Source organism: Microbulbifer magnicolonia, from assembly GCF_035117725.1.
GTDB lineage: Bacteria > Pseudomonadota > Gammaproteobacteria > Pseudomonadales > Cellvibrionaceae > Microbulbifer > Microbulbifer magnicolonia.
In genome coordinates this window covers 1-23820 of the sequence record NZ_JAYEFD010000002.1, presented here as the reverse complement: position 1 = coordinate 23820, position 23820 = coordinate 1, and the positions used below count along the sequence as shown (strand labels likewise).

The 23820-nt window shown below is 63.3% G+C and carries 21 protein-coding genes and 1 rRNA gene; 11 read left to right on the top strand and 11 right to left on the bottom strand.

The annotated features are described in order from the left end of the window. Nucleotides 1-128: 128 nt before the first annotated feature. Complete coding sequence (locus RRF64_RS09440) at nt 129-1916, top strand: EAL domain-containing protein (protein ID WP_323845635.1); 1788 nt, start codon at nt 129-131, stop codon at nt 1914-1916. A gap of 234 nt (nt 1917-2150) precedes the next feature. Here RRF64_RS09440 and RRF64_RS09435 read toward each other — a convergent pair whose 3' ends face one another. Beyond that, nucleotides 2151-3149, bottom strand: coding sequence for an adenosine kinase (locus tag RRF64_RS09435; protein WP_323845634.1), 999 nt, complete (start codon nt 3147-3149; stop codon nt 2151-2153). A gap of 310 nt (nt 3150-3459) precedes the next feature. Between RRF64_RS09435 and mrcB the strand changes: the two genes are divergently transcribed. From mrcB to RRF64_RS09420, 3 genes are all read left to right on the top strand, one after another. Beyond that, the gene (gene mrcB / locus RRF64_RS09430; protein ID WP_323845633.1) at nt 3460-5988 is read left to right on the top strand and encodes a penicillin-binding protein 1B; all 2529 of its coding nucleotides are present in this window, start codon (nt 3460-3462) and stop codon (nt 5986-5988) included. A 65-nt stretch (nt 5989-6053) separates the two neighbouring features. Then, nucleotides 6054-6977: a winged helix-turn-helix domain-containing protein gene (locus RRF64_RS09425; RefSeq protein ID WP_323845632.1), complete on the top strand. Its 924-nt coding sequence runs from the start codon at nt 6054-6056 to the stop codon at nt 6975-6977. Between the two features lie 160 nt (nt 6978-7137). Continuing rightward, nucleotides 7138-7422: a response regulator transcription factor gene (locus tag RRF64_RS09420; RefSeq protein ID WP_323845631.1), complete on the top strand. Its 285-nt coding sequence runs from the start codon at nt 7138-7140 to the stop codon at nt 7420-7422. Between the two features lie 92 nt (nt 7423-7514). Here the strand turns inward: RRF64_RS09420 and hemB are convergent, their stop codons facing one another. Beyond that, entirely contained in the window at nt 7515-8525 is a 1011-nt protein-coding gene (gene hemB, locus RRF64_RS09415; protein ID WP_323845630.1) for a porphobilinogen synthase, read from the bottom strand. Between the two features lie 94 nt (nt 8526-8619). Here hemB and RRF64_RS09410 point away from each other — a divergent pair, with 94 nt between their 5' ends. Continuing rightward, on the top strand, nt 8620-9012 hold the full coding sequence (locus RRF64_RS09410) for an MAPEG family protein (RefSeq protein ID WP_323845629.1): 393 nt from the start codon (nt 8620-8622) through the stop codon (nt 9010-9012). Between the two features lie 4 nt (nt 9013-9016). Here RRF64_RS09410 and RRF64_RS09405 read toward each other — a convergent pair whose 3' ends face one another. The 6 genes from RRF64_RS09405 to RRF64_RS09380 form a co-directional block, all read right to left on the bottom strand. Beyond that, on the bottom strand, nt 9017-9643 hold the full coding sequence (locus RRF64_RS09405; RefSeq protein ID WP_323845627.1) for a GntR family transcriptional regulator: 627 nt from the start codon (nt 9641-9643) through the stop codon (nt 9017-9019). Further along, the gene (locus RRF64_RS09400) at nt 9640-10815 is read right to left on the bottom strand and encodes a benzoate/H(+) symporter BenE family transporter (RefSeq protein WP_323845626.1); all 1176 of its coding nucleotides are present in this window, start codon (nt 10813-10815) and stop codon (nt 9640-9642) included. Before RRF64_RS09400 ends, RRF64_RS09405 begins: the two co-directional genes overlap by 4 nt. Nucleotides 10816-11001: 186 nt before the next feature. Further along, the gene (gene hemL / locus RRF64_RS09395) at nt 11002-12285 is read right to left on the bottom strand and encodes a glutamate-1-semialdehyde 2,1-aminomutase (RefSeq protein WP_323845625.1); all 1284 of its coding nucleotides are present in this window, start codon (nt 12283-12285) and stop codon (nt 11002-11004) included. Nucleotides 12286-12727: 442 nt separating this feature from the next. After that, entirely contained in the window at nt 12728-13513 is a 786-nt protein-coding gene (thiD, locus tag RRF64_RS09390; protein ID WP_323845624.1) for a bifunctional hydroxymethylpyrimidine kinase/phosphomethylpyrimidine kinase, read from the bottom strand. Nucleotides 13514-13605: 92 nt separating this feature from the next. Next, nucleotides 13606-14028 carry a protoporphyrinogen oxidase HemJ gene (hemJ, locus tag RRF64_RS09385; protein ID WP_323845623.1) on the bottom strand — a complete coding sequence of 141 codons (423 nt, stop codon included), beginning with the start codon at nt 14026-14028 and terminating at the stop codon, nt 13606-13608. A gap of 33 nt (nt 14029-14061) precedes the next feature. Further along, nucleotides 14062-15882 (bottom strand): chloride channel protein, encoded by a 1821-nt coding sequence (locus RRF64_RS09380; protein WP_323845622.1) that lies wholly within the window; start codon nt 15880-15882, stop codon nt 14062-14064. A gap of 95 nt (nt 15883-15977) precedes the next feature. Here RRF64_RS09380 and argC point away from each other — a divergent pair, with 95 nt between their 5' ends. From argC to erpA, 4 genes are all read left to right on the top strand, one after another. Then, the gene (gene argC, locus RRF64_RS09375; protein ID WP_323845621.1) at nt 15978-17024 is read left to right on the top strand and encodes an N-acetyl-gamma-glutamyl-phosphate reductase; all 1047 of its coding nucleotides are present in this window, start codon (nt 15978-15980) and stop codon (nt 17022-17024) included. Between the two features lie 57 nt (nt 17025-17081). Next, the gene (locus tag RRF64_RS09370; protein WP_323845620.1) at nt 17082-17822 is read left to right on the top strand and encodes a DUF6776 family protein; all 741 of its coding nucleotides are present in this window, start codon (nt 17082-17084) and stop codon (nt 17820-17822) included. 67 nt (nt 17823-17889) lie between these two features. After that, complete coding sequence (locus RRF64_RS09365) at nt 17890-18303, top strand: bactofilin family protein (RefSeq protein ID WP_323845619.1); 414 nt, start codon at nt 17890-17892, stop codon at nt 18301-18303. Nucleotides 18304-18489: 186 nt separating this feature from the next. Beyond that, entirely contained in the window at nt 18490-18843 is a 354-nt protein-coding gene (gene erpA, locus RRF64_RS09360) for an iron-sulfur cluster insertion protein ErpA (RefSeq protein WP_323845618.1), read from the top strand. A gap of 119 nt (nt 18844-18962) precedes the next feature. Here erpA and RRF64_RS09355 read toward each other — a convergent pair whose 3' ends face one another. Continuing rightward, nucleotides 18963-20072, bottom strand: a complete 1110-nt coding sequence (locus RRF64_RS09355) for an anhydro-N-acetylmuramic acid kinase (protein ID WP_323845617.1) — start codon at nt 20070-20072, stop codon at nt 18963-18965. A gap of 1 nt (nt 20073) precedes the next feature. Further along, the gene (locus RRF64_RS09350) at nt 20074-21462 is read right to left on the bottom strand and encodes a peptidoglycan DD-metalloendopeptidase family protein (RefSeq protein ID WP_323845616.1); all 1389 of its coding nucleotides are present in this window, start codon (nt 21460-21462) and stop codon (nt 20074-20076) included. Between the two features lie 292 nt (nt 21463-21754). Between RRF64_RS09350 and tyrS the strand changes: the two genes are divergently transcribed. After that, the gene (gene tyrS, locus RRF64_RS09345; RefSeq protein WP_323845615.1) at nt 21755-23059 is read left to right on the top strand and encodes a tyrosine--tRNA ligase; all 1305 of its coding nucleotides are present in this window, start codon (nt 21755-21757) and stop codon (nt 23057-23059) included. Nucleotides 23060-23218: 159 nt separating this feature from the next. Here tyrS and RRF64_RS09340 read toward each other — a convergent pair whose 3' ends face one another. Then, nucleotides 23219-23647 (bottom strand): hypothetical protein, encoded by a 429-nt coding sequence (locus RRF64_RS09340; RefSeq protein ID WP_323845614.1) that lies wholly within the window; start codon nt 23645-23647, stop codon nt 23219-23221. Nucleotides 23648-23730: 83 nt separating this feature from the next. Here RRF64_RS09340 and RRF64_RS09335 point away from each other — a divergent pair. Then, nucleotides 23731-23820 (top strand): 16S ribosomal RNA (locus tag RRF64_RS09335); the annotation flags it as partial.

The window sequence follows — 23820 nt, the reverse complement described above, 5'->3', positions numbered from 1 at the left end:
AATCTATTGGCGGGTTTGCGTGATGGAGTTTGCAACTTCGCCGTGCTGTCGGTCAGCTGGGTGTCCGGGGGGTGTGTCCGGCTCCGGTTGGCGCAGTGCAACAGCAAGAAAGACACGAGCTTGCAGCTTTGACTGAGTTTGACCCGCAATCCGTCGACTATCTCGGCCTGCTGACGCAGGTGGAGGACGAATTGATGCCCGGAGCGCACATCAGTCTGCAAGCCGCCGAAGCGGCCCTGGGCGAAATTGCCGATGGCGTTGTAGTGACCGATGCGTATGGCGTGGTTACCTATGCCAATCCCCTGATCAGCGAGATGACCGGAGACCTGCTCGGCTTGCTGCCCGGGCAGTCGCTGAACGACAGCCTGCGCTTGTACGACCACAGCGGCGCGCCGCTGCCGCCGATATTGCCGGCGGCGGGTGGTGACGTCGAGCCGCCGGGCATGCGCGAATTCAGTGCCTGCCTGCTGCGCCCCGGCGAGGAGAAATGCCCGCTGGAAGTCAGTGTGCAGGTGATGGCAGTGCGGGAAGGGGCTACCTTAAAAAACTTTGTCCTGATATTGCGCGATACTTCCGCCGCGCGCCGCATCTCCTCCCGTCTCAGCTGGCAGACCAGCCACGATTCCCTCACCCGCCTGCCCAACCGCCAGTATTTCGAAAGAGAACTGCAGAAGACCCTGTCTCTCTGCGTCGACCGGCGCCAGCACCACGTGCTGCTGTATCTCGATATCTACCAGTTCAAAGTGATCAACGACACCCTCGGCTACGGTGCCGGCGACCAGCTGCTGGTCGAGCTGGTGCAGCTGTTGCGCCGCTGCCTGACTACCGCCGACCTGTTCGCCCGCGTCGGCAGCGACGAGTTTGCGATACTGCTGCGGGACTGCACGCTGGAGGAGGCGGGGCGCGTGGTTACGCGCCTGCGCGAGGCGGTACAGGACTTCTCGTTTCACTGGGAGGGCAACGACTGCCGGGTGGCCGTCTCCATCGGTGTCGTTGCTGTGGATCGCCACGCGCCTTCGGTCAGCCAGTTGCTGGCTTCGGCGAATGATGCCTGTTGCGCCGCGCGGGATCAGGGGCGCAACCGGGTAAAACTCTTCGGCGATTCGCGCAAGGTGTTGGAGAAGCGTCGGGAAACGACCTGGATCGCGGAGATACACGCGGCGCTGCGGGAGGACCGCCTGATGCTGTACCGCCAGCCGGTGGTGTCGCTGAAGGGCGAGCAGCGGGTGCACCACTACGAAATCCTGGTGCGCATGCGCGGCCGCGATGGCGATGTCATCTCGCCGGGCCTGTTCCTGCCGGCGGCAGAGCGCTATGGCCTGATCGAGGAGGTGGATCGCTGGGTGATACGCAGGATCCTCACCTACATGGCGCAGGAGCAGCGCCAGGGGGGCAATGGTTTCAGCTATGCGATCAATATTTCCGGCATCAGCCTCGGCGACGAAACCTTTGCCGACTTTGTGTTGCGGGAGCTGACCGAGGCCGGGGTGGCGCCGTCGCGCGTGCAGTTCGAAATCACCGAGACCAGCGCCATCGACAATTTAGAGCGCGCGCTGATCTTTATCCACAAGCTGCGCGCCGCCGGCTGCAGCTTCGCGCTGGATGACTTCGGCCGCGGGGTGTCCTCCCTGGCCTATCTGCGCCAGCTGCCGGTGGATTATCTGAAGATCGATGGCAGCTTCGTGCGCAATATGCTCGAAGACGAAATCGACAGTGCCATGGTCAGCACCATCGACCACCTCGCCAAGCAGATGGGCATCAGCACCATCGCCGAGTATGTGGAGACGCCGGAGTTGATGGAGAAACTGCGCTTGATGGGCGTGGACTACGCCCAGGGCTTCGGCATTGCCGCTGCGGCCTGCCTGCCGGAAATCTGCGGAACGCCCGACGCGGGATTCGAGACCCAGGAGCCGTAGAGGCGAACCTTGTGTTCGCCCTGGCAGGACTTGCTTAGGCAACAATATTCAAAGCGAAGGCCCTGATACCGGTGGCTTCTCTCCAGGCCTTTCACGGCCATGGATGGCCGTGGAGAGCGTACAAGGATGTATTCACAGCGTGTCTGGGGAGAAGCCATCAGTAGCAGGGCCGCCACGGCGCCATCGACGAAGTCCCGAAACCTCGCCGCACCAAGGCGAACACAAGGTTCGCCCCTACGCCACTGCCGCCAGCAATTCCGCGTGCTGTTCGGCGCGCAGTCGCGGCCCGTACTGGCTCACCACCTGGGCGGCGGCGCGGCACGCCAGTTCGCCGGCCTCGGCAAAAGACATGTCGCGGTTGACCGCGTAGAGGAAAGCGCCGGCAAACATATCGCCGGCGCCATTGGTGTCGATCGCGTGCACCTTGGGACTCGCGACCCGGTACAGCTGTTCGCCATCCCACAGCAGGGCGCCCTCGGCGCCCAGGGTAACGGCGAAGCTGCGGCAGTAGCCGCGCAGGGCCTGTGCGGCCGCGTCTACGGAATCAGCGCCGGTGAAAGCGAGGGCCTCATCCCGGTTGCAGAACAGCATGTCCACACCGGTGCCGATCATCTCCCGCAGGCCATCCCCGAACAGGTGCACCATCGCCGGGTCGGAGAGACTGAGTGCGGTCTTCACGCCGTGCTGCTGTGCCCGCTCGCGCAGGGCGATGGCGGCTGCGCGACCGCTGCACGATGACACCAGATAGCCCTCGATATAGGCCCAGCGGGACGCCGACAGGGCCTCCACATCCAGCTCGGCCACGGACAGCTGCTCGCTGATACCGAGATAAGTGTTCATACTGCGCTCGGCGTCCGGTGTGACCAGTACCAGGCATTTGCCGGTGGTGCCGCCATCCGCCTGTTGCAGCGTTAGCGGATAGGAGACGCCGGCACTGGTCAGGTTGGCGCGGTAGAAGTCGCCATTGTCGTCCGCCGCCACCTTGCAGGAATAAAAAGTGCGCAGGCCGAAATAACTGGCGGCAATCACCGTGTTGGCGCCGGAGCCGCCGCAGGCACGTGTGGCGGTCACCAGGTGATCCCGCAGGTCATCCACCAGTTGTTGCTGGCGGGCGTCGTCCACCAGGGTCATAACCCCTTTCTCGACGCCGAGCGTCTGCAGATCGCTGTCGGAGACTTCGATTTCGGTGTCGAGCAGGGCGGCGCCAATGCCATAGAGATCGTACTGGTGCATGCTTGTCCTTGTAGGGCTGTTTTGTGTACTTTCCGGGCGCATTATGGCGCCCCTCCGGGCAAGTGCAAGGCGACAGAATTGACCGGAGTGGCGATATCCCGATTCGGGTTGAGACTGCACGGATCAGACCTTATAAAGGCCCGGCCCCTCCCGCAGTGGTGAACTTCCGGGCCGAAATTGCGGTCAATCCACGAATACGCGGAATTGGCACCTATCTATAGTTGATTGAGTAGCTTGGTATTGCATTTATATGGCATCGACAAAGCGCCGGCGCAGCAAGGCGTCTAAACCGGGAAGACTTCACCGCTGGATGGTAAGGCTCGGCCTGCTGGCCCTGGTCGGCGGCCTGGTGCTGGTCGGCTATATGGTCTATCTGGACGTGCAGCTGCGCGAGCGCCTGGACAGTCGCCAGTACCAGTTGCCGGCCCGTGTGTTTGCGCGCCCGCTGGTGCTGCGGGAGGGCATGGTCATGCGCCCGGACGAGCTGGAGGCGGAGTTCGAGGCCCTCAACTACCGCGAACAGGGCACGCTGTCCGAACCGGGGCACTGGTCGCGGGAGGGCATGGACTACCGGGTCTGGCGCCGGGATTTCGTCCATGCGGACGGCCGCGAGCCGGCCGCGGTGGTCAGCTTCCGCCTGCGCAATGACGAGATCAGCAATCTGCGCGGCGAGAACGGTGAGCGGCTGCAGAAGTTCCGCCTGGACGCCGCCAATATCGGCACCTTGCTCGGCGGCGGCGACGACCGCAATCCGGTGCGCTTCGCTGATATCCCCCCATTGCTGGCCAACACCCTGATCGCAGTCGAGGACCAGGATTTTCTGCAGCACTTCGGCGTCTCCCCCCGCGGCATCGCCCGCGCCATGGTGGCCAACGTCAAAGCCGGTGAGGTGGTGCAGGGTGGTTCCACCATCACCCAGCAACTGGTGAAGAATATCTTCTTCGACCACAAGCCGAGCCTGTGGCGCAAGTTCAACGAGGCGCTGATGGCGGTACTAATGGAGCTGCACTACGAGAAGGCCTACATCCTGCAGGAGTACATCAACGAGGTGTGGCTGGGCCAGCAGGGCAGTCGCGCCATCTACGGCTTCGGTCTGGCGTCCGAGTTCTATTTCCAGAAGCCGCTGGATACCCTCGAGCCGCATCAGATAGCGCTGTTGGTGGGACTGGCCAAGGGCGCCTCCTACTACAACCCGTGGCGCAACCCGAAGCGGGCACTGGAGCGCCGCAACACCGTGCTCGACGTCATGCTTGAGCAGGAGCTGATCACGCCCGAGCAGTACCAGACCTACAAGGCCAAGCCGCTGGAAGTGGCCAGTGCCGGCGCCGCCGCGCAGAACCCCTATCCGGCGTTTACCGAGCGGCTGCTGGAGGAATTGCGACCCTTCTACTCCTATGAAGAACTGCGCACCGCGGGCCTGCGGGTCTACACGACCCTGGCGCCCTCGGTGCAGAAAATTGCCGAGGACGCGGTCAGCGAGGGCGCGGCGAAACTGGAGCAGGACCGGGGTATCCAGAAGGACTCCCTGCAGGCGGCTACGGTGCTGCTGGACAACCACAGCGGCGATGTGTTGGCGATGGTCGGCGACCGCCGGCCGCACTACCCGGGCTTCAACCGCGCCCTCGAGGCGCGCCGCCAGGTCGGCTCACTGATCAAGCCGGCGGTCTTCCTGACCGCGCTCGAACGCCCCCATCAATACAATCTGGCCACGCTGATCGACGATGCGCCGATACGCATCGAAGGCGACAACGGCGAAATCTGGATGCCGTCCAATTTCGACAATCGCGCCCACGGCCAGGTACCCCTGTACGTGGCGCTGGAGAAGTCCTACAACCTGGCGACGGCCCGGCTGGGTCTGGATCTGGGACTGGAAAACGTGCGCCAGACGCTGCGGCGCATGGGGGTACAGGCGAAGCTGCCGCGGGTACCAGCCATGCTGCTCGGGGCGGTGGAGCTGACGCCGTTCGAGGTAGCCGGTATGTACCAGACCATCGCCAATGAGGGGGAGCACGTGGAGCCGCGCACCCTGCTGGCGGTGTCCGATGCCGATGGCGAGCAGGTACAGCAGTTCCGCCGCCGCGCCAACCGCGGCGTGGACCCGGTGCCCGCCTACCTGCTGCGCTTCGGCATGGAGCGCGTGATGCGCGAGGGCACCGGCCGCAGCGCCTACCGCCGCCTGCCGGGCAGCGTGGCCTTCGCCGGCAAAACCGGTACCACCAACGACTACCGCGACAGCTGGTTTGCCGGCTTTTCGCCGGGGGTAACCGCGGTGGTGTGGCTGGGCCGCGACGACAACGAGCGCACCAGCCTGACCGGTGCCACCGGCGCGCTGAGCATCTGGACCGAGATAATGCGCCAGCTGCCGCACCGCCACGGTTCAATAGAGCCGCCGCGCGGTGTCGAGTACAAGCCGGTCAACGCGCGCGGCCAGTTTATGAATCCCGAGTACTGCCGCGGCGGCACGGAACTGCCCTTCTCCTACGAAACCCGCCTGGAGCCGGCACCGGAGTGCGCCGGCCGCGACCGCTGGCGCTGGTTCCGCGACCTGTTAGGCGATGACGAGCAACAGCAGGAGGCGGCGCCGCGCGAGGAGATGACTCCCGGCTGGGGTGTGGATCCGCGCGAACAGCAGCGCCGCGAAGAGCGCGAGCGCCAGTTGCAGGAGCAGCTGCGGCAAGATGACGAGATGCAGCAGCTGCCGGAATCAGAAGATGAGCCGCTGCAGATTCCGCAAACTGAGGAAGAACAGCTGCAGTGGCAGCTTGAAGAGGAGCAGCAGGGCGCACCGGAGGAAGAGGGGGAGCCCTCGCCACTGGAGGAAGAGGACCAGTGGCCGTGACGGGGCGGTCAGCGCTTGTGGGTCCGGACCACCCGGAGCCCGCCGCTTATTGAATCTGGAAACTGGTGCCGCTGATCGGTCATAATCCCCGTCCAAGTCATGACCTGAATCACAGTTCCAGCAAGATGCAGTGCCGATTCGACAAGTTTGATCTGGACACCGAACAGTTGTGCATTAGTGCAGACGGCCGGCAACTGGACGCAGAATCCCGGCAACTGCAATTGCTGTCACTGCTGATCGACGCCTATCCGGAGCACTGCGACCAGGCATTCCTGCTGCAGAAGCTGTGGACCAGCACGGTGGTTTCCCACTGGTCCCTGGGCAGGCTGGTGTCCGATACGCGCAAGTTCTTCCGGCGGCAGGGCTACGAGAAGCCCCTGATCCAGACATTGCACGGGCGCGGCTACCGCCTGGCACCGGAGCTGGCGGAGCAGCTGCAGCGGCTGCCGACTGCGCCGCCGCGCAAGGGAGCGCGATTTCCCGGCTGGCGGGTCTCGATCGCCGCGCTGCTGTTGCTGCTCGCCGTCCAGATGGCCTACCTGTTTGCCGGGCGGCCGGCGGAGCAGAATCCGGATAGCCGCCTGGTGATCGGCGAGGCCCCGGATGTCCGGGGGCGCGTTTTGTGGGTGGATGACAACCCCGACAACAATCTGGCCGAAAGACATTTCCTCGAAGCCAATCACATCGCCGTCTATACGGCCACCAATACCGAAGACGCCCTGACGCTCCTGACCATGTACGACTATGACGCGGTGATCTCCGATATGGGGCGCGGCGGCGAGGCGCTGGCCGGCTTCAAATTGATAGAGCGGATGCGCGACGGGCGGGACCGGACGCCATTCTTTCTTTACACCATTATGCCGTCCGCGGCGCAGCGCGCGCTGCTCAACGAGCGCGGCGGTCAGGGGGTTGCCGTGACCTCGGAGGAGCTCTATGGGCTGTTACTGCCACTGTTCGATATAGATCCGCACCAGTCATCTGCCCACTGAGGCGCGCCCGCCGGCCTGTTCGGGCCGATTCAAAACTTTTCAAAAGCTTTCAAAGACTTCTCCTGCGCCCACTCGCTATGGTCTCCGGCAGATTGTGCATCCGGAGGCGCCGAATTTTCTCGGCCCTTCGCGTTCGCCCGATGTGGATGGGGGAGGAGCTATGTTGGATGTTGGACTTTGGAGTATGGCGCTGGCGCCACAGAAGAGGTTTTCGGCGGCAGATGGCTGTGGCCAGCGGCCGGGGGGCGGGGGCCGGCTTTTCAGCGGTCGGGAGCGGCAGGTGATCCGGCTGCTATCCGAGGGTAAGACGAGCGCGGAGATTGCGGACCGGCTCAGCATCTCGGTAAACACCGTCAAAAATCACCGCCGGAATATCCTGCACAAGGCCAATTGCCGCAATACCGGGCAGCTGCTGAGCAAATGCATGGCGCTGGGTGAGATCTAACAGCGCATCGCGCGGGTGCCGGACGGCGCACGCTCGTGCGCCGCTGGCGGTGCTGCCGCCGGGCACTGCCGGCGACACACTCCGGTGACAGCTCAACCCTGCAACAGGCGAGCGGCGTCCTCGGCGAAGTAGGTCAGAATGCCATCGGCGCCGGCGCGCTTGAATGCCAGCAGGGATTCCAGTATCACCGCGTCACGGTTGAGCCAGCCGTTTTCGAAGGCGGCGCAGTGCATCGCGTACTCGCCGCTCACCTGGTAGGCGAAGGTCGGCACGCGCAGCTCGTCCTTCACCCGCCGCACCACGTCCAGATAGGGCATGCCCGGTTTCACCATGATCATGTCGGCGCCTTCCTCCAGATCCAGCGCGCACTCGTGCAGCGCCTCGTCGCCGTTGGCCGGGTCCATCTGGAAGCTGGCCTTGCTGGCACCCTTCAGATTACCGGCGGAGCCGACTGCGTCGCGGAAGGGCCCGTAGTAGGCCGAGGCGTACTTGGCGGCGTAGGACATGATCAGCGTATTCACACGGCCCTCGCGCTCCAGCGCGCCGCGGATGGCGCCGATACGGCCGTCCATCATGTCCGACGGCGCCACCACGTCGGCACCGGCGGCGGCGTGGGACAGGGCCTGCTGCACCAGCACCTCGACGGTGTCGTCGTTGACGATATAGCCGCTGTCGTCCATCAGGCCGTCCAGGCCGTGGCTGGTAAACGGGTCCAGGGCCACGTCGGTGATCACGCCCAGTTCCGGCGCGGCGTTCTTCAATTCGCGCACCGCGCGCTGGGCCAGGCCATCGGCGTCGTAGGCGGCGCGGGCGTCCGCGGACTTGTGCGCCGGGTCCACCACCGGGAACAGCGCCACGGCCGGAATCCCCAGTTGCAGCAGTTCTTTTGCCTTTTTCGCCAGCAGATCCACGCTCAGCCGTTCGACGCCGGGCATGGAGGCGACGCGCTGGGTCTCGCCGCGGCTCTCGATCACGAACAGCGGCAGGATCAGATCGTCGCAGGTAAGGCGGCTTTCGCGCACCAGGCGGCGGGAGAAATCCTGCGCGCGCAGGCGGCGCAGGCGGGTGTTCGGGTAGGCGCCGCGGTGAAGGCTGATACTCATAGGGATAATCACTCCGGCTGTAAGTTCGGGTTTTGCCGCGACCGCAGTGGTGCGGCTAAGCTGGCGGCTATCATAACAAATGGGAGACCTACCGATGGCAGTTGCTTTCTGGTGCCTGCTTGCGGCGGTGCTGATGCCGCCGATATTTGCCGCTATCGCCAAGGCCACCGGCGAGGGACGCTATAACAACCTGGCGCCGCGGGAGTACCTGGAGCGGCAGACCGGCCTGTCGCGCCGCGCGGACTGGGCCCAGCGCAACAGCTTCGAAGCGCTGCCGACATTCGCCGCGGCCGTGCTCGCGGCCGCGCTCGCTGGCGCCCCCGAGATATGGCTGTCCGGTCTGTCGCTGGCGTTTGTCGCCGCGCGGATTCTGTATGGTATTTCCTATCTGAAAGACTGGGGTTACGCACGCTCACTGTTCTGGTTCAGCGGCTTCTTCTGCTGCCTGGGGCTGCTGGTGCTGGCGGCACTGGGCGCGGCGGCCTGAGAGTTCAGCGGGTGGCAGCGCGCAGATAGTCGACCAGTAGGCGGCCCGCGTTGCCGATGTGCTGTTCGAGCAGTCGCGCGGCGGCGCTGGCGTCGCCGCGCTCGAGTGCGGCGAGGATTTCATGGTGTTCGCGCTGGCTGGTGTCCTGGTAGTCGAGGCTGCGGGACTGATAGCCGATATAGCGCTCGCACTGGCGGTGCAGCTGCTCCACGGTGGCAAACAGGGTCGGGCGGTCGGCGGCCCGGTAGAGGCAGGCGTGAAACTGCCAGTTCAGCGCGCCTATCTCCGCGGCCGTCAGCGCCGGTTCCGTTTCCATGCGCTGGAGAATATCCCGCGCGCGGCCGAGTATCTCGCCGCTCAGGTGCGGTGCCGCCAGCTCCTGCAGCAGCGGTTCGAGCCGCAAGCGCATCAGGTAGAGATCTTCCACTTCCCGCGCATCGAAACGCGGCACCGCCACGCCGCGCTTGCCGTGCCCGGTAAGCCAGCCCTCACTCTTCAGGCGCTGCAGCGCATCTCGTACCGGAATGCGGCTGACGCCGTAGTGCTCGGCCAGTTCCGTCTGCTTCAGCACGCTGCCCGGCGCAAAGCGGCCCCGCTGCAGATCCCGCTTGAGGCGCTGGTAGAGGCTCACCGCTCGCCCCGCCTGAACAGCCGGTAACTCGCCAGCCCGCCGACCAGTCCCCAGAAGGCGGCGCCGATACCGAGGAAGCTCGCGCCCGAGGCGGTGATCAGGAATGTGATCAGGGCCGCCTCGCGGCTGTCGGCGTCACGGGTGGCGCCCTCGAGGCTGGCGCCGATGGTGCCGATCAGTGCGAGCCCGGCGACGCTCGCGATCAGCGCCTGGGGAAAGGCGCTGAACAGGGCGACGACACTGGCACCGCAGACTCCTACCAGCAGATAGAAGACCCCGGCGGCGATACCGGCGGTATAGCGCCTGGCGGGATCCGGGTGCGCCTCCGGCCCGGTGCAGATGGCGGCGGTAATCGCGGCGAGGTTGAAGGCGAAGCCGCCGAAGGGCGTCAGCAACAGCGACGTCAGACCGGTGCCGCTGATCACCGGCGAAACCGGCACCCGTTCGTAACCGCTGGCGCGCAGCGTGGCTACACCCGGGATATTCTGCGAGGTCATGGTGACGATAAACAGCGGCAGGCCGACGCCGAGCAGGGTGGAGAGCTCGAACTCGGGCGCCACCCACACCGGCCTGCTAAGCGTCCAGTGCAGCTGCGCGAGCTGCACCAGCCCCAGCAGCCAGCTGGCGGCGAAACCGACGGCCAGGACCAGGATGATCGCAAAGCGCGGCAGCCAGCGGCGACCCAGCAGGTAAGTAAGCAGCATGGCGCCGACGAGCAGCGGCTGGCTCTGCAGCGACGTGAATACCGACAGGCCGAACTGCACCAGGATGCCGGCGAGCATGGCGCTGGCGATCGGCGTGGGCACCCTCCGCATTACCCGGTCAAAGGTGCCCGACAGACCCAGCAGCAGGGTCAGCAGTGCGCTGAACAGGAAGGCCCCAATGGCCTCGGCCATCGGCACGCCCACCAGGCCGGTGGCCAGCAGCGCCGCGCCGGGGGTCGACCAGGCGGTGATCACCGGTGCGCGGTAATACCAGGAGAAGGCGATACAGGTGAGCCCCATTCCCAGGCCGAGTGCGGCGATCCAGGACACCATCATCGCCTCGCTGGCGCCGGCGGCGCGGGCCGCCTCGAAGACGATAGCGACGGAGCTGGCGATGCCCACCAGCACCGCGACAAAGCCGGCGCTGATTGTGGACAGGCTGGTATCGGCCAACAGTGAGCGGGACACAATGTATACCTTATGAAAAATGTATACATTTTTATATAGCGCAACGCGAGTAGATGCAATGGGTTTTGCGCGGCGCTTTGGCTGATTGGATTAACGGGCGGGAGTCTCGGCAGGCCCGCCCCGGACGGAGCGGGCCTATTTTGACTGGCCTTTCGTGTCGGGCCTTTGGTGTTGTAGTGGCGCCGATCAGGCGAGTCGGGCGAAGACCCGGCGCGCGGCGGCGATAGTCTGCTCGATATCCTCATCGCTGTGGGCGGCGGACATAAAGCCGGCCTCGTAAGAGGCGGGCGCCAGATAGACGCCCTCCTCCAGCATGCCGTGGAAGAAGCGGTTGAAGCGCTCGTTGTTGCAGGCCATCACCTGCTGGTAGTTAGTGACCTGCGGCACATCGGTAAAGAAGAAACCGAACATACTGCCGGCCTTGTTGGCGGTCAGCGGGATACCCGCCTCCCGGGCCGCTTCGAGCACGCCCTCGACCAAGCGGTCGGTCTTGGCGGTGAGTGCTTCATAGAGGCCCGGTTCCTGTACCAGGCGCAGGGTTTCCAGGCCGGCCACCATCGCCACCGGGTTGCCGGACAGGGTGCCGGCCTGGTAGACCGGGCCCAGCGGGGCGATCTTTTCCATAATCTCGCGCTTGCCGCCGAAGGCGCCGACCGGCATGCCGCCGCCGATCACCTTGCCGAGGGTGGTGATGTCGGCCTCGATGCCGTAGTGACCCTGAGCGCCGGTCAGACTGACGCGGAAACCGGTCATGACTTCATCCAGAATCAGCAGCGCGCCGTGCTGGTCGCAGACCTCGCGCAGGGTTTCCAGGAAACCGGGCACCGGCGGAATGCAGTTCATGTTGCCGGCCACCGGCTCGACAATGATACAGGCGATCTGCTCGCCGATTTCATCAAAGCAGCGGCGCACGCCGTCGGCGTCGTTGTAACTGAGGGTAATGGTGTGGTCGGCCAGCGATGCCGGCACGCCGGGCGAGGAGGGCACGCCCATGGTCAGGGCGCCGGAGCCGGCCTTGACCAGCAGCGAGTCCGAGTGGCCGTGATAGCAGCCTTCGAATTTGACGATCTTGTCGCGACCGGTAAAGCCGCGCGCCAGGCGAATGGCGCTCATGGTGGCTTCGGTGCCCGAGTTCACGAAGCGCACCAGGTCCATGTTCGGCCACAGCCGGCACAGCTCTTCCGCCAGCTCGGTTTCCAGCTCAGTCGGGGCGCCGAAGCTGAGGCCGGACTGCGCCTGTTCCACCACCGCTTCGATCACGTCCGGGTGCGCGTGACCGAGCACCATCGGGCCCCAGGACTGCACGTAATCGATGTAGCGTTTGCCGTCGGCGTCGTACAGATAGGCGCCTTCTGCGCGCTGGATAAACAGGGGCGTACCGCCGACCGCGCGGAAGGCGCGCACCGGAGAGTTCACGCCACCGGGGATATATTTTTGGGCTTCGGCGAAGAGTTGCTCGGATTTGCTCATAGGACTCATTCAGGAATTTTGGGGGATGGGTTGGAATTCTGGCGGGCCATTATCGCGGCCATGGGCCGGTGGTACAACGTGCCCATAAGACGGCTGGGCGGCGGGCCTGCTGCCGATGGCCTTTTGCGGGACACGCCGTGAATCCATCCCTGGAGGCTTGTCGGCCGGGTCCCTCCGGCCGACAGTCCCGCAAAAGGCCATCGGCATCAGGCCCTTAGCATTGGACTCTGCCGTTCTTTACTGATCGAAGCCAGGATGTTGATGCGAAGGTCCTGATGCCGGGATTCGTTTGCGGGACCGTCGGTGGCCATGGATGGCCACCGCCGAGCGCACAGGGATGTGCTTGTAGCGTGTCCCGCAAACGGATACCGGTAGCAGGACCGCCCGGAAGCTTGCTAGGGGCACGTCTGAAAGGCCTGGAAAACTAGTACCATACAGGACACTAGCGCTTGCACCAGAAAAGCCGGTTCGGAATCGGCCGCCCCATGCCCAGCCGGCGGCTGTCGGCGATGGCGCTCCAGGTGAACTGCTGGCTGCGACTGACCGCCTCGATAATGGTGAGGCCGTGGGCGATATGGCAGGCGATGGCGGTGGCGAGGGTGCCGCAGACGCCGTAGGCCGCCGGCGGCAGTCGCTCCCAGTGGAACTGGCGGATCAGACCGCGCTCGTCGTAGAGGCGGTTCTCCAGTTGCTGCTCGCAGGGGACGCCGGTCAGCAGCAGGTAGCGGCAGCCGCTCTCGAGCAGTTCCTGTGCCATGGCGTCGAACACATCGGCCTCCAGCGCCATCGCGCGCGCCTCGCGCCGGTTGGGGCAGGCCATGGTGGCGTAGGGCAGCAGCAGTGAGGTCATCGCCTCCCACAGGGGGGGCGCCAGCAGGCTCTGTTTGTCCGCCAGGGTGGCGTCCGGATCGATAATGACGGGAATATTGGGATAGTCGCGCAGTACGCTGTGCAGCGCGCGCACATTTTCCACCGAACCCAGGTAGCCCACCTTGATCGCGGCGACCGGCATATCCTCGAGCACCGCGCGTGCCTGCTCCACCAGCAGGCTGTCATCCACCGGCGCCACGCCCAGCAATTCGCCGGTATCCCCGACGCTGATCGCAGTCACCACCGAGGCGCAGTGACAGCCGAGGCTCGCCGCGGTTTCCGTATCCGCCGCAATACCGGCACTGCCGCTGGGATCGTGATGTGTCACGGTCAGAATGACGGGTTGGCTCGTGTCCATAGACGGTCCGTGTCGCTACCTTGCTGTGCGCCTAATTCTAGCTGCTTGGCGCCTTCCTTTCGGAGTGATCCGGCGCCCTTTTTACCTGGGGATCAAAAGGGCTTCACCACTGCGAGAATCACAATTGCGATCAGCGCTATCACCGGCAGTTCGTTGAATATACGGAAATAGCGCCCGCTCTTGGTGTTGGTGCCCTCGGCGAATCTGCGGACATAGGCGCCACAAATATGGTGATAGCCGATCAGCAGTACCACGAACAGCAGTTTCGCGTGTAGCCAGCCAGCGGTTTTGTAATAGGCCCAGTTGAAACTCATCAGCCAGATGCCGAGGGCGATAGTGGCGATCATCGACGGGATGGCGATGCCGCGATAGAGGCGGCGTTCCATGATGCAGAAACGGTCGCGGCTCAGCGCATCGGTGGCGTCCACGTGGTAGACGAACAGACGCGGCAGATAGAAGAGTGCGGCGAACCAGCAGACAACGGCGACCAGGTGGAAAGCTTTGACCCACAGCATTGAGTGCCCCCTCGGCAGTAATATTGATGGCGGTTATTTTCGGTAAAAATTGTCGATTTGTTGCGGCAGGATAATACCGGTAGCTCTGCTGTCCAGTGTGCCGCCGTGGCCGCGGCTGATAAACAGCGCTCCGGCGCCGCTGGACTCCAGCTTCTGCTGAGCCTCCAGCAGGGTGGCGCGCCAGTTGAGCTCGGCTAGTTGCTCGCGATCGCCGGGCAATTTGAGGAGATCTACCGGTTCGGCTTCAGCTTCCGCGGTTCGCTCCCTGTCCGTGTCCTTCGTCTCCTGGCGCATTTCTTTCACGCGCAATAGGAAAGTCGCCAGATCCGCAGCGCGGAGCAGCTGCGGTGCCGGTTCCTTCGGCAGGTCGATCAGGATCCACTGCGGGTGCCGCTCGATCAGCCGCACCGCCTCGTCTACGCTGATTTTCTGTGGCGCCACGACAAAGCGCCTGTCCATTACGCTGGCCACGCCCACCCGGCTCAGCATCTGCTGGCGCCAGCTGGGGGTGCCGCTCTTGTCCAGTGCGCGCAGCGTTTCCTGGTAAATGCCCTCGGTGGCCAAGAAATAGCGGCTTACCAGGCAGGCCACCACGATCATCATCATGCCGGGAAAGAGCACGTTGGGGTTGTAGGTCAGCTCGAGAATGGCCAGCAGCGCTGCCAGCGGCGCATTCAGCAGCGCCGCCATCATCGCCGCCATCCCCACCATGGCGTAGAAACCGGGGCTGGCAGTGTATTCGCCGAGCCAGAGGTTGGTCAGGCCGCCGGCGATACCGCCGAGGCAGGCGCCGAGGAACAGGCTCGGGCCAATCACGCCGCCGGGAATCCCCAGGCTGGTGCCCACGGCCGTGGCAATGAATTTGGCCGCAACGATAACCATCAGCGCGGTAACCCCGATTTCGCCAAGCATGGCCATTTCCAGCGTGTCGTAGCCAGTACCGAGTATTTCCGGGACCCAAATGGCGAGGGTGCCGGTGGTGAGTCCTACGAGCAGGAAGCGCAGCAGCGGCGAGCGGCGCTGCTGCGGCACCAGCAGCCGATGAATGCGGATGAACAGTGCCGCCAAAACGCCGATAACCAGCGCGCACAGAAACAGCGCCGGCAGTTCGGCCAAGGAGTGGAGCTGGATCGCGGGCACATTGAAGGCGGGCTGGCGGCCGAAGGCGATTTGCGTTGTCACGCTGCCGGCGACTGCCGCCAGAATCACCGGCAGGAAGCCCACCACCGAGTACTCCAGCATCACGACTTCCATCGCGAATATCACCCCGGCCAGCGGAGTGTTGAAAGAGGCGGCTATGGCCGCGGCGACACCGCAACCGAGCAGGCTGCGTGCAGAGTTGTTCGGCAAGCGCAATTTGCGCGCCACCCAGCTGCCACTGGCGGCGCCCAGGTGCACTGCCGGGCCTTCGCGCCCGACCGACTGGCCGCTGATCAGCGCGGTAGCGCCGGCGAAGAACTGCAGAAAGGCATTCTGCAGCGGCATCTGTCCCTGGTGGTTGTGCAGGCGGTCGAGCACGTGTACCACACCGACATTGCGGCGGCTCGGTGTCAGTAGCAGGTACATGCTGCCGAGGAGCAGTGCTCCGATAACCGGGAGGCCGAAGCGCCAGTGCGGCGGCAGCGATTCGTAGCGTTCTGGGATGGCCAAAAACAGGTGGGTCGGCCATTCGCTTAGCAGGCGGAAACCGACGGTAACCACGCCGGCACAGATGCCGGTCAGCAGTGCCATGGCCAGCAGGGGCGCCAGTGCATCCTGGCCGGACAGCAGCAGGCGCAGTCTCTCCAGACCGCGCTCCTGTTGCGGCCAGCCGGACTGGGCCTTTTGGGCGGGTTTCCCGGAACGCTGTGACACCGCACATCCTTATAGTGCAGAGGCTTGTGGTAGAGTGCTCCGCTGGTTGAAACACTGCCGCCGCAGTCGGCGGGCATACAGGGAGATGCGAACAGGTGATTAAGGTAGCAATTGTCGGCGGCACGGGCTACACGGGCGTGGAGCTGTTGCGCCTGCTGACGGCGCACCCGCAGGTCGAACTGGTTGCGATTACCTCTCGCGCGCTCGCCGGCACTCCGGTGGCGGAGCTGTTCCCGAGCCTGCGGGGCCACTGTGACCTCGCCTTCTGTGAGCCCGATTTAGAGCAGCTGGTCGCCTGCGACCTGGTGTTCTTTGCCACCCCGCACGGCGTCGCTCAGGCGCAGGTGCCGGAATTGATCCGGCGCGGTGTGCGGGTGATCGACCTGTCAGCCGATTTCCGCCTCAGGGACATTGCCAACTGGGAGCAGTGGTACGGCCAGAAGCACGCCGCGCCCGAGCTGGCGGCGCAGGCGGTCTACGGCCTGCCGGAAGTGAACCGTGCGCAGATTGCCGGCGCGCAGCTGGTGGCCTGTCCGGGTTGCTATCCGACCGCGATCCAATTGGGCTGGATCCCTTTGCTGGAGGCGGGCATCGTCGATCCCGTGCAGCTGATCGCCAGCGCCGCCAGTGGCGCCAGCGGCGCCGGGCGCCAGGGCAAGACCGAATTGCTGCTGGCAGAGAACAGCGATAATTTCCGTGCCTACGCTGCCGGCGGCCACCGCCACCTGCCGGAGATCGAGCAGGGGCTGCGCCGGGTACAGCCGAGCGGGGCGGCAGCCGCACAGGTGACCTTCGTGCCGCACCTTTTGCCCATGGTGCGAGGCATTCATGCGACGCTGTTCGCAAAATTGCAAGCCGGGCAATCGGCGCAGGAACTACAGCAGTTGTTCGAGAATCGCTATAAGGACGAACCATTCGTGGACGTCATGCCGGCCGGCAGTCACCCGCAGACCCGCAGCGTGCGCGGCACCAATATCTGCCGGCTCGCCGTGATGCAGCCGCAGGGGCGGGATACGCTGCTGGTACTGTCGGTGATCGACAACCTGGCCAAGGGGGCTTCGGCGCAGGCGGTACAGAATATGAATATCATGTTCGGCCTAATTGAGACATTGGGGTTGGAGAGCCCGGCGTTGCTGCCTTAGAATCGGCAGTTTCACCACATCGAACAAAAACCAGACAAATAAACAACGGATTTCAAGTTGCGCAAAGTTAAAGGCAGCAAGCAGTACCGCATGAAGGTGGTGCCCCATCGCCCATTTTCTGGAGTCCTGTCCGTGGTCGGGGCCGCTCTGCTGGTGCTGGTCACTTCCGCCGCGGCCTATTTTGCCGGCCAGCACCACCTGCGCAGCAACCTCGACCAGAAAACCCTGGCCCACGAGAAGGCCCTGCAGCGGCTCCAGGAACTGACCAGTGAAAACGAGGCGCTGCGCCTGCGCGTTGCCACCGCCGAGCAGTCGCTGGCCATCGGCGAACAGGCGAGCGAAGAGGTGCGTGCAGAACTGGTGCAGAAGGAGAGCCGCATCGCCGAGCTCAAGCAGGAAATTTCTTTCTACCGGGGCCTGATGGCTCCGGCCGACGGCAGCGATGGCGTGTCCATCGGCCGCTTCAGTATTTCGCAGACCGCCGATGTGCGTCGCTACCAGTACAAGTTGCTGGTTCAGCAGTCGGCCACGCGACACAGTGTCGTGAAGGGCAATGTGACCTTCACCATTGTGGGCCGCCAGGATGGACAGCCAAAACGCTACCCGCTGAGCGACCTGTCGCCCCAGGTGGATAGCGAATCGATTCCGTTGCGCTTTAAGTACTTCCAGAATATCGAAGGTGAGCTACAGTTGCCCGACGGCTTTGAGCCGGAGGGCGTAGAGCTGGCGCTCAAATCCGGCGGGCGCAATGGTTTCAACATAGAGCAGCGCTATGGCTGGCTGGTGCAGAAAAGCTAGCGGTGGTGCCGAACGCACGAGGTTTGACTGAATTATGTTTAGTAAGAAAGAGAAGGCGACAACTACTATGGCCAGTACCGCAAGCAACCACACGACTCTGATTGCACGCCAGACCGAAGTTTCCGGCGACCTGCATTTTCGCGGCAACCTGGTGATCGAGGGCAAGGTGCGCGGCAACGTGAATGCACACAGCGACAGCGATGCCCGCCTGCAGATCGTTGACGGCGGCATGGTGGAGGGTGAGATCCGCGTGCCCCACGTGGTGATCAACGGCCACGTCAAGGGCAACGTTCACGCCTCGCGCCACCTGGAGCTGGCCTCCAAGGCAATGGTGGAGGGCAACGTCCACTACAAGCTGATCGAGATGGTCAAGGGTGCCCAGGTGAACGGTGCTCTGGTCTCCAACGTCGACATGGATACCAGTGGCGAGCCGCGCATGATCGAATACTCCGAGGAAGAGACGGTCATAGAAGTCGAGTAACGGCCCGGTCTGACTGGCGCCGCCATTGAGCCCCGGCATCTCCCCGCGACGGGAGTAGATGCCGGGGCTCGCCATTTTGCAATACTTGACTGATTTTCTGGGTTTAAGCAAGATGACGGCCTCGAGGCTGCGCTCTGTATAATTTTTGTACGAGCTGCGAATGTCTCGATGAGCTGAGAGAGATCTATGTCAGAAGCTGTATCCTTTTCTCCCGAACCGCTAGCGGTAACCGAAAGGGCGGTGGCCAAGGTTAAGAGCCTGCTGGAGGATGAGGGCAATGCGGAACTGAAACTGCGCGTTTTCGTGACCGGCGGCGGCTGTTCCGGTTTTCAGTACGGTTTCACCTTCGATGAATTGGTGGCCGAAGACGACGCCGTGGTCGAAAAAGATGGCATTCAGGTGCTGGTGGATGCGATGAGCTATCCGTATCTGGTGGGTGCCAGTGTCGACTATGAAGAGGGACTGTCCGGTTCCCGCTTCGTAATACAGAACCCCAACGCCTCTTCTACCTGCGGTTGCGGTTCCTCCTTCTCCATCTAACAGAATCCCCGCATCCCTTCTTGTAAGAGGAGCGGCCCATTCACCGACGGCGGGCCCGCGGCCCGCTTGCGGAGCTGGAGCCTTCAGCGGCCCGCGACATATAGCTCCGCGCTCCCGGGTCAGGCCGGGTAAATAGCCCCCAACACCGTCTCCAGCTTGGCGCCGGTGACACCCGGGCAGTTCCCCGGCAGCCCCAGCAGTGTCTGTCGCGCCAGCCAGGCAAATCCCACGGCTTCCAGCCAGTCGGCGTCTATGCCGTAGCTGCCGGTATCGGCAATGGACCAGGTTGGCAGGCGCCGGCGCAGGCGCGACTGCAGATCCTTGTTCTTGGCACCACCGCCGCACACCAGCAGTTCGCCGCCGTCGGCAAACAGGTGTACGGCCTCGGCCACACTGGCCGCGGTCACTTCTGACAGGGTCGCCTGGACGTCTGCCGGCGCCAATTCCAGGCCGGAACAGGCCTGCTCCAGCCAGCTGGCATTGAAGGTCTCCCGGCCGGTGCTCTTGGGCGGCTTCGCCGCGAAGTAGGGGTCGGCCATCAGCCGGTTCAGCAACTCCGAGTGAACGCGGCCGCTGGCAGCCCAGGCGCCGTCGCGATCGAAAGGTTGCCCCTGGTGCAGTCCAATCCAGTAGTCGAGCAGCGCATTGCCCGGCCCGGTGTCGTAGCCGTAGACGCTGCCGTCCGCGGCCAATTCGGTGATATTGGCCATACCGCCAATATTGACCACCGCGCGATTCCGGTCGGTGGCAAAGGCGGCGCGATGGAAGGCGGGCATCAGCGGCGCGCCCTGGCCGCCGAGGGCCATGTCGCGGCGGCGGAAATCCGCCACGGTGGTGATGCCGGTCAGCGCCGCTATGGTGTTGGGGTCGCCGAGCTGCAGGGTAAACGGCGATGCCACTGTGCCCGGCGGGCGGTGGCGAACTGTCTGGCCGTGACTGCCGATGGCGGTGATATCGCCAGCCTTGACGCCGGCCCGGGCCAGCAGCGTGTTGGCGGCCTCGGCGAAGGTCTGTCCCAGCTGCCGGTCGAGCTGGCCGGCGCGGTCGAGTTCCGAGGGGCCGGGTGCACAGAGGGCGAGAATTGCATCGCGCAGTGGTGGATGAATCGGGTGACCGAGAGCGGTCAGGATGCGGGGTTTTGGCTTGTCTTCGTCGCCGAAGTCGACCAGCACCGCGTCGATGGAGTCGACGCTGGTGCCGGACATCAGGCCGATATAGAGATCGGGCATTCTAGTTGACGCTGTTGTCGTTGTTATCCGTATCGCGTTGCGCGAGCGCTGGCTGTTCGTAGTTCTCCAGCTGGGCCAGTAACGGCTGCGTCTGAGACTTGAAGCGCGCCATTTCGGCTTCGGGAACCGATTTGGCCTTGGGCAGCTTCCGCACGATAGTGGCCGGGTTGCGGTGGTGGCCGTTTACCAGGAATTCGTAGTGCAGGTGCGGTCCGGTGGCGTATCCGGTTGCGCCGACGGTGCCGATCACCTGGCGTTGCTTGACGCGCTGTCCACTTTTCACCTTGCGCTGGTGCAGGTGCAGATAGCGGGTCACGTAGCGTTCGCCGTGCTGAACAAACACGTAGTTGCCGTTGGCCTTGCTGTAGCCGGCTTTGATTACGCGGCCGTCGCCGACGGCGTACACCGGCGTACCGCGCGGAGCGGCGTAGTCGGTGCCATTGTGCGGGCGCCGCGTCTTGAATATCGGATGCAGACGGCGCGGATTGAAGTGTGAGCTGATGCGGCCGATATCCACCGGTGTGCGGATAAACGCCTTGCGCATGCTTTTGCCATCGGGCGTGTAGTAGTTGGCATCACCATTGCTGTCGACGTAGCGCACGGCGCTGAATGTCTTGCCCTGGTTGGTGAAACTCACCGCCTGGATGGGCCCGTTGCCGATTTTCTCCCCATCGAGGAATTTCTCTTCGTACATCACGCTGAAGCGGTCGCCCTTGCGGATATCCAGCGCGAAGTCGATATCGGAACTGAAGACCTCCGCCATTTCCATAATCAGGCTCTGGCTGAGACCGGCGTTGCTGCCGGCGACAAACAGGGAGCTGTCGATCTCGGCCTCGCGGTAGGCGCTGTAGCTGTCGGCCTCGCGCTGGTGCCGGGCGTACCTGAAATCGTCGGCTTCGCCGCGCGTGAACTCAATCAAGTTGAGGCGGTCTCGATGCAGTTCCAGGCTCTGCAGCGCGCCGTCATCGTCAATATGGAAAGTGAGCTCCTCGCCCGGGGTCAGGCGCGCCAGCTGCTTCGCTTCTTTGCCACTGGCGAGCAGCTTGTACATATCCGCTGCATTTACGTTGGCGCGCTGGAACAGGTCGGACAGGGTATCGCCGCTCTGTACTGTGAGGCTTTGGCTGCGCAGGCTGGTCGCGATCGCTGGCGGCTCCACTTTGCCTGCCGCTGCCTCCGGCGTCGCCGGAACCGCTTCAGGGCCCGTCACTTCGGCTGTGGACAGGTTTACCGGCAGTGAAAGTCGCCTGGCCTCTACTTCCGGCGTCGAGACAAACATGGTCAGCGCCAGGGCAAAGCTGGCAGCACCGGCGGTCAGGGCATGGGTGCGCGGGAAGTGCTGGCGTAGGGTGCCCAGCAGGCGCGGCGTCGGTTTGCGTTGGTCTTGCATGGTCTTAACGGGTGGCGCTGATTGTCGTTGTTATCAGTGCTTTAGGCATCGTGTGCCTAAAAAACGAACACTGAGGCGGCTTTATAACAAAATTCCCGCCGTGATTCACGGAGTAATTGACCTGTCTTCCCATGACTGAGTTCCTCTGCACTTTTCCCTGGCAGTCGTTTGCGCCTGCGCCCCGCACCTGTCTTCGCCGCAGCTTGTATTTGCCGCAAAGTCCGGTAATGTTGCAGCCCATTTCGCCGCCGCCCGGCGGCGCTAGTCAAGCATCACAGTATGAGGGGAAACCATGGCCGGGGTCGATGCGACACTGCTTAAAGACTTGGACCGCCGCGGGCTGATAAATCAGGCGACCGGCGACGGCGAGCTTACACAGCATTTGACGGAAAGCCGCACCCTCTATTGCGGTTTCGACCCCACCGCGGATTCCCTGCATATTGGCAGTCTAGTACCCCTGCTCACTTTGAAGAGGTTTCAAGCGGCAGGACATCAGCCGATCGCACTGGTTGGCGGCGCAACCGGCCTGATTGGCGATCCATCCTTCAAGGCGCAGGAGCGCAGCCTCAATACACCGGAGGTGGTTTCCGGCTGGGTGGAGAAACTGAAGCGCCAGGTATCCCAGTTCATCGATTTCGACTGTGGTGAGAACAGTGCCATCGTAGTCAACAATCTGGACTGGACGCAGGGCCTGGATGTCCTCGATTTTCTGCGTGACGTAGGAAAACATTTCTCCGTCAACAATATGATCAACAAGGAATCCGTCAAACAGCGTATTCAGCGGGAGGGTGAGGGAATCTCCTTCACCGAGTTCTCCTACATGTTGCTGCAGTCGATGGATTTCTCCGAATTGTACAAGCGCTATAACTGCACGCTGCAGATCGGCGGTTCCGACCAGTGGGGCAATATCACCGGAGGTGTCGACCTGACTCGCCGGCAGCACCGGGGTAAGGTCTACGGCCTGACACTGCCGCTGGTGACCAAGGCGGACGGCACGAAATTCGGCAAAACAGAGAGTGGCACCATCTGGCTGGACGCGAAACGCACCTCGCCTTACGCCTTTTACCAGTTTTGGCTGAATACCGCCGATGCGGACGTTTACAAGTTCCTGCGCTACTTCACTTTCCTCGGCGTCGACGAGATCGACGAAATTGAGGCGGCGGATCGCGAGCGCGCCGGCCGGCCGGAGGCGCAGGGCATCCTGGCGCGCGAGGTGACGCGTCTGGTGCACGGGGAAGAGGGGCTTGCCGCGGCGGAGCGCATTTCCCATGCACTCTTCTCGGGTGATATCGCCGATCTTTCCGCGAGCGACCTGGAGCAGCTGAGCCTCGATGGCCTGCCCTGTTCCGCGCTCCCGACCGATTTCGGCGAGCTGACCCTGATCAACCTGCTCGTCGACGCGGGCATGGCGCCCTCGGGCAAGCCCGTCAAAGATGCGCTGGGCCGCAACGCGGTGCTGGTCAATGGGCATCCCGTGGGTATGGACAGCAATGGTAGTCCCGCCAGTGTGTTCAGTGCGGACAAGTCACTCGGCGGCCGCTTCTTCATCGTCCGCCTGGGCAAGAAGAAGTACCACCTGTTCACCACCGCGGCCTGATGCTTTTTTGGGCGAAAACTCGACAAAAAAGTCTTTTTTACAGTTCTGTCACAAAAGTGCTTGCGGCGGCTGCGGCCAGCCCGTATAGTTCGCGCCCTCGCTGCTTGAGAAGCGGCGAGAAAGTGGCTCCAAGTGATTGATTTTCATAAGAAAATTTTTTCAGAAAGGGGTTGCCAAGGTTGAAGGGCTCGCTATAATGCGCGCCACCTTGAGCGAAGCCGGCAGCGGATTCGCCGCTTCCAAAAAGGCCTTTTTAAAGGTGTTTTTGACAGCGAAAAGCTCTTCAAAAAAGAGCTTGCCAAGGTCGAAGCGGTCGCTATAATGCGCGCCTCTTCGAGGGTCACCGGAAGCGGTGATCCGGAGGGTCCGGAAGGCTTTCGAGTCGCACCGGAAGCCTCGAAAAAGTCTGCAAAAAGCACTTGCTTCAGCAGAGTGGATGTGTAGAATACGCGTCCCGCGGTTAGGGCCGAGCGCCCAGCTGAGTTGTTTAAAAATTCGATCAAGCAATATGTGTGGGTGCTTACGGGGCGATGAATCGATACATCCAGCTTCGGCTGGAAAATGATTTATCGGAAGTAAGTAACTCATGTCAATGAATTACGTTTTAATTCCGAGCAAGACTTAAGCCTGATTGGGGGTCACATTCCGACTCTTATGAAAGGCGACTCTTTAAACTGAAGAGTTTGATCATGGCTCAGATTGAACGCTGGCGGCAGGCCTAACACATGCAAGTCGAGCGCGAAAGGTCCTTCGGGACTGAG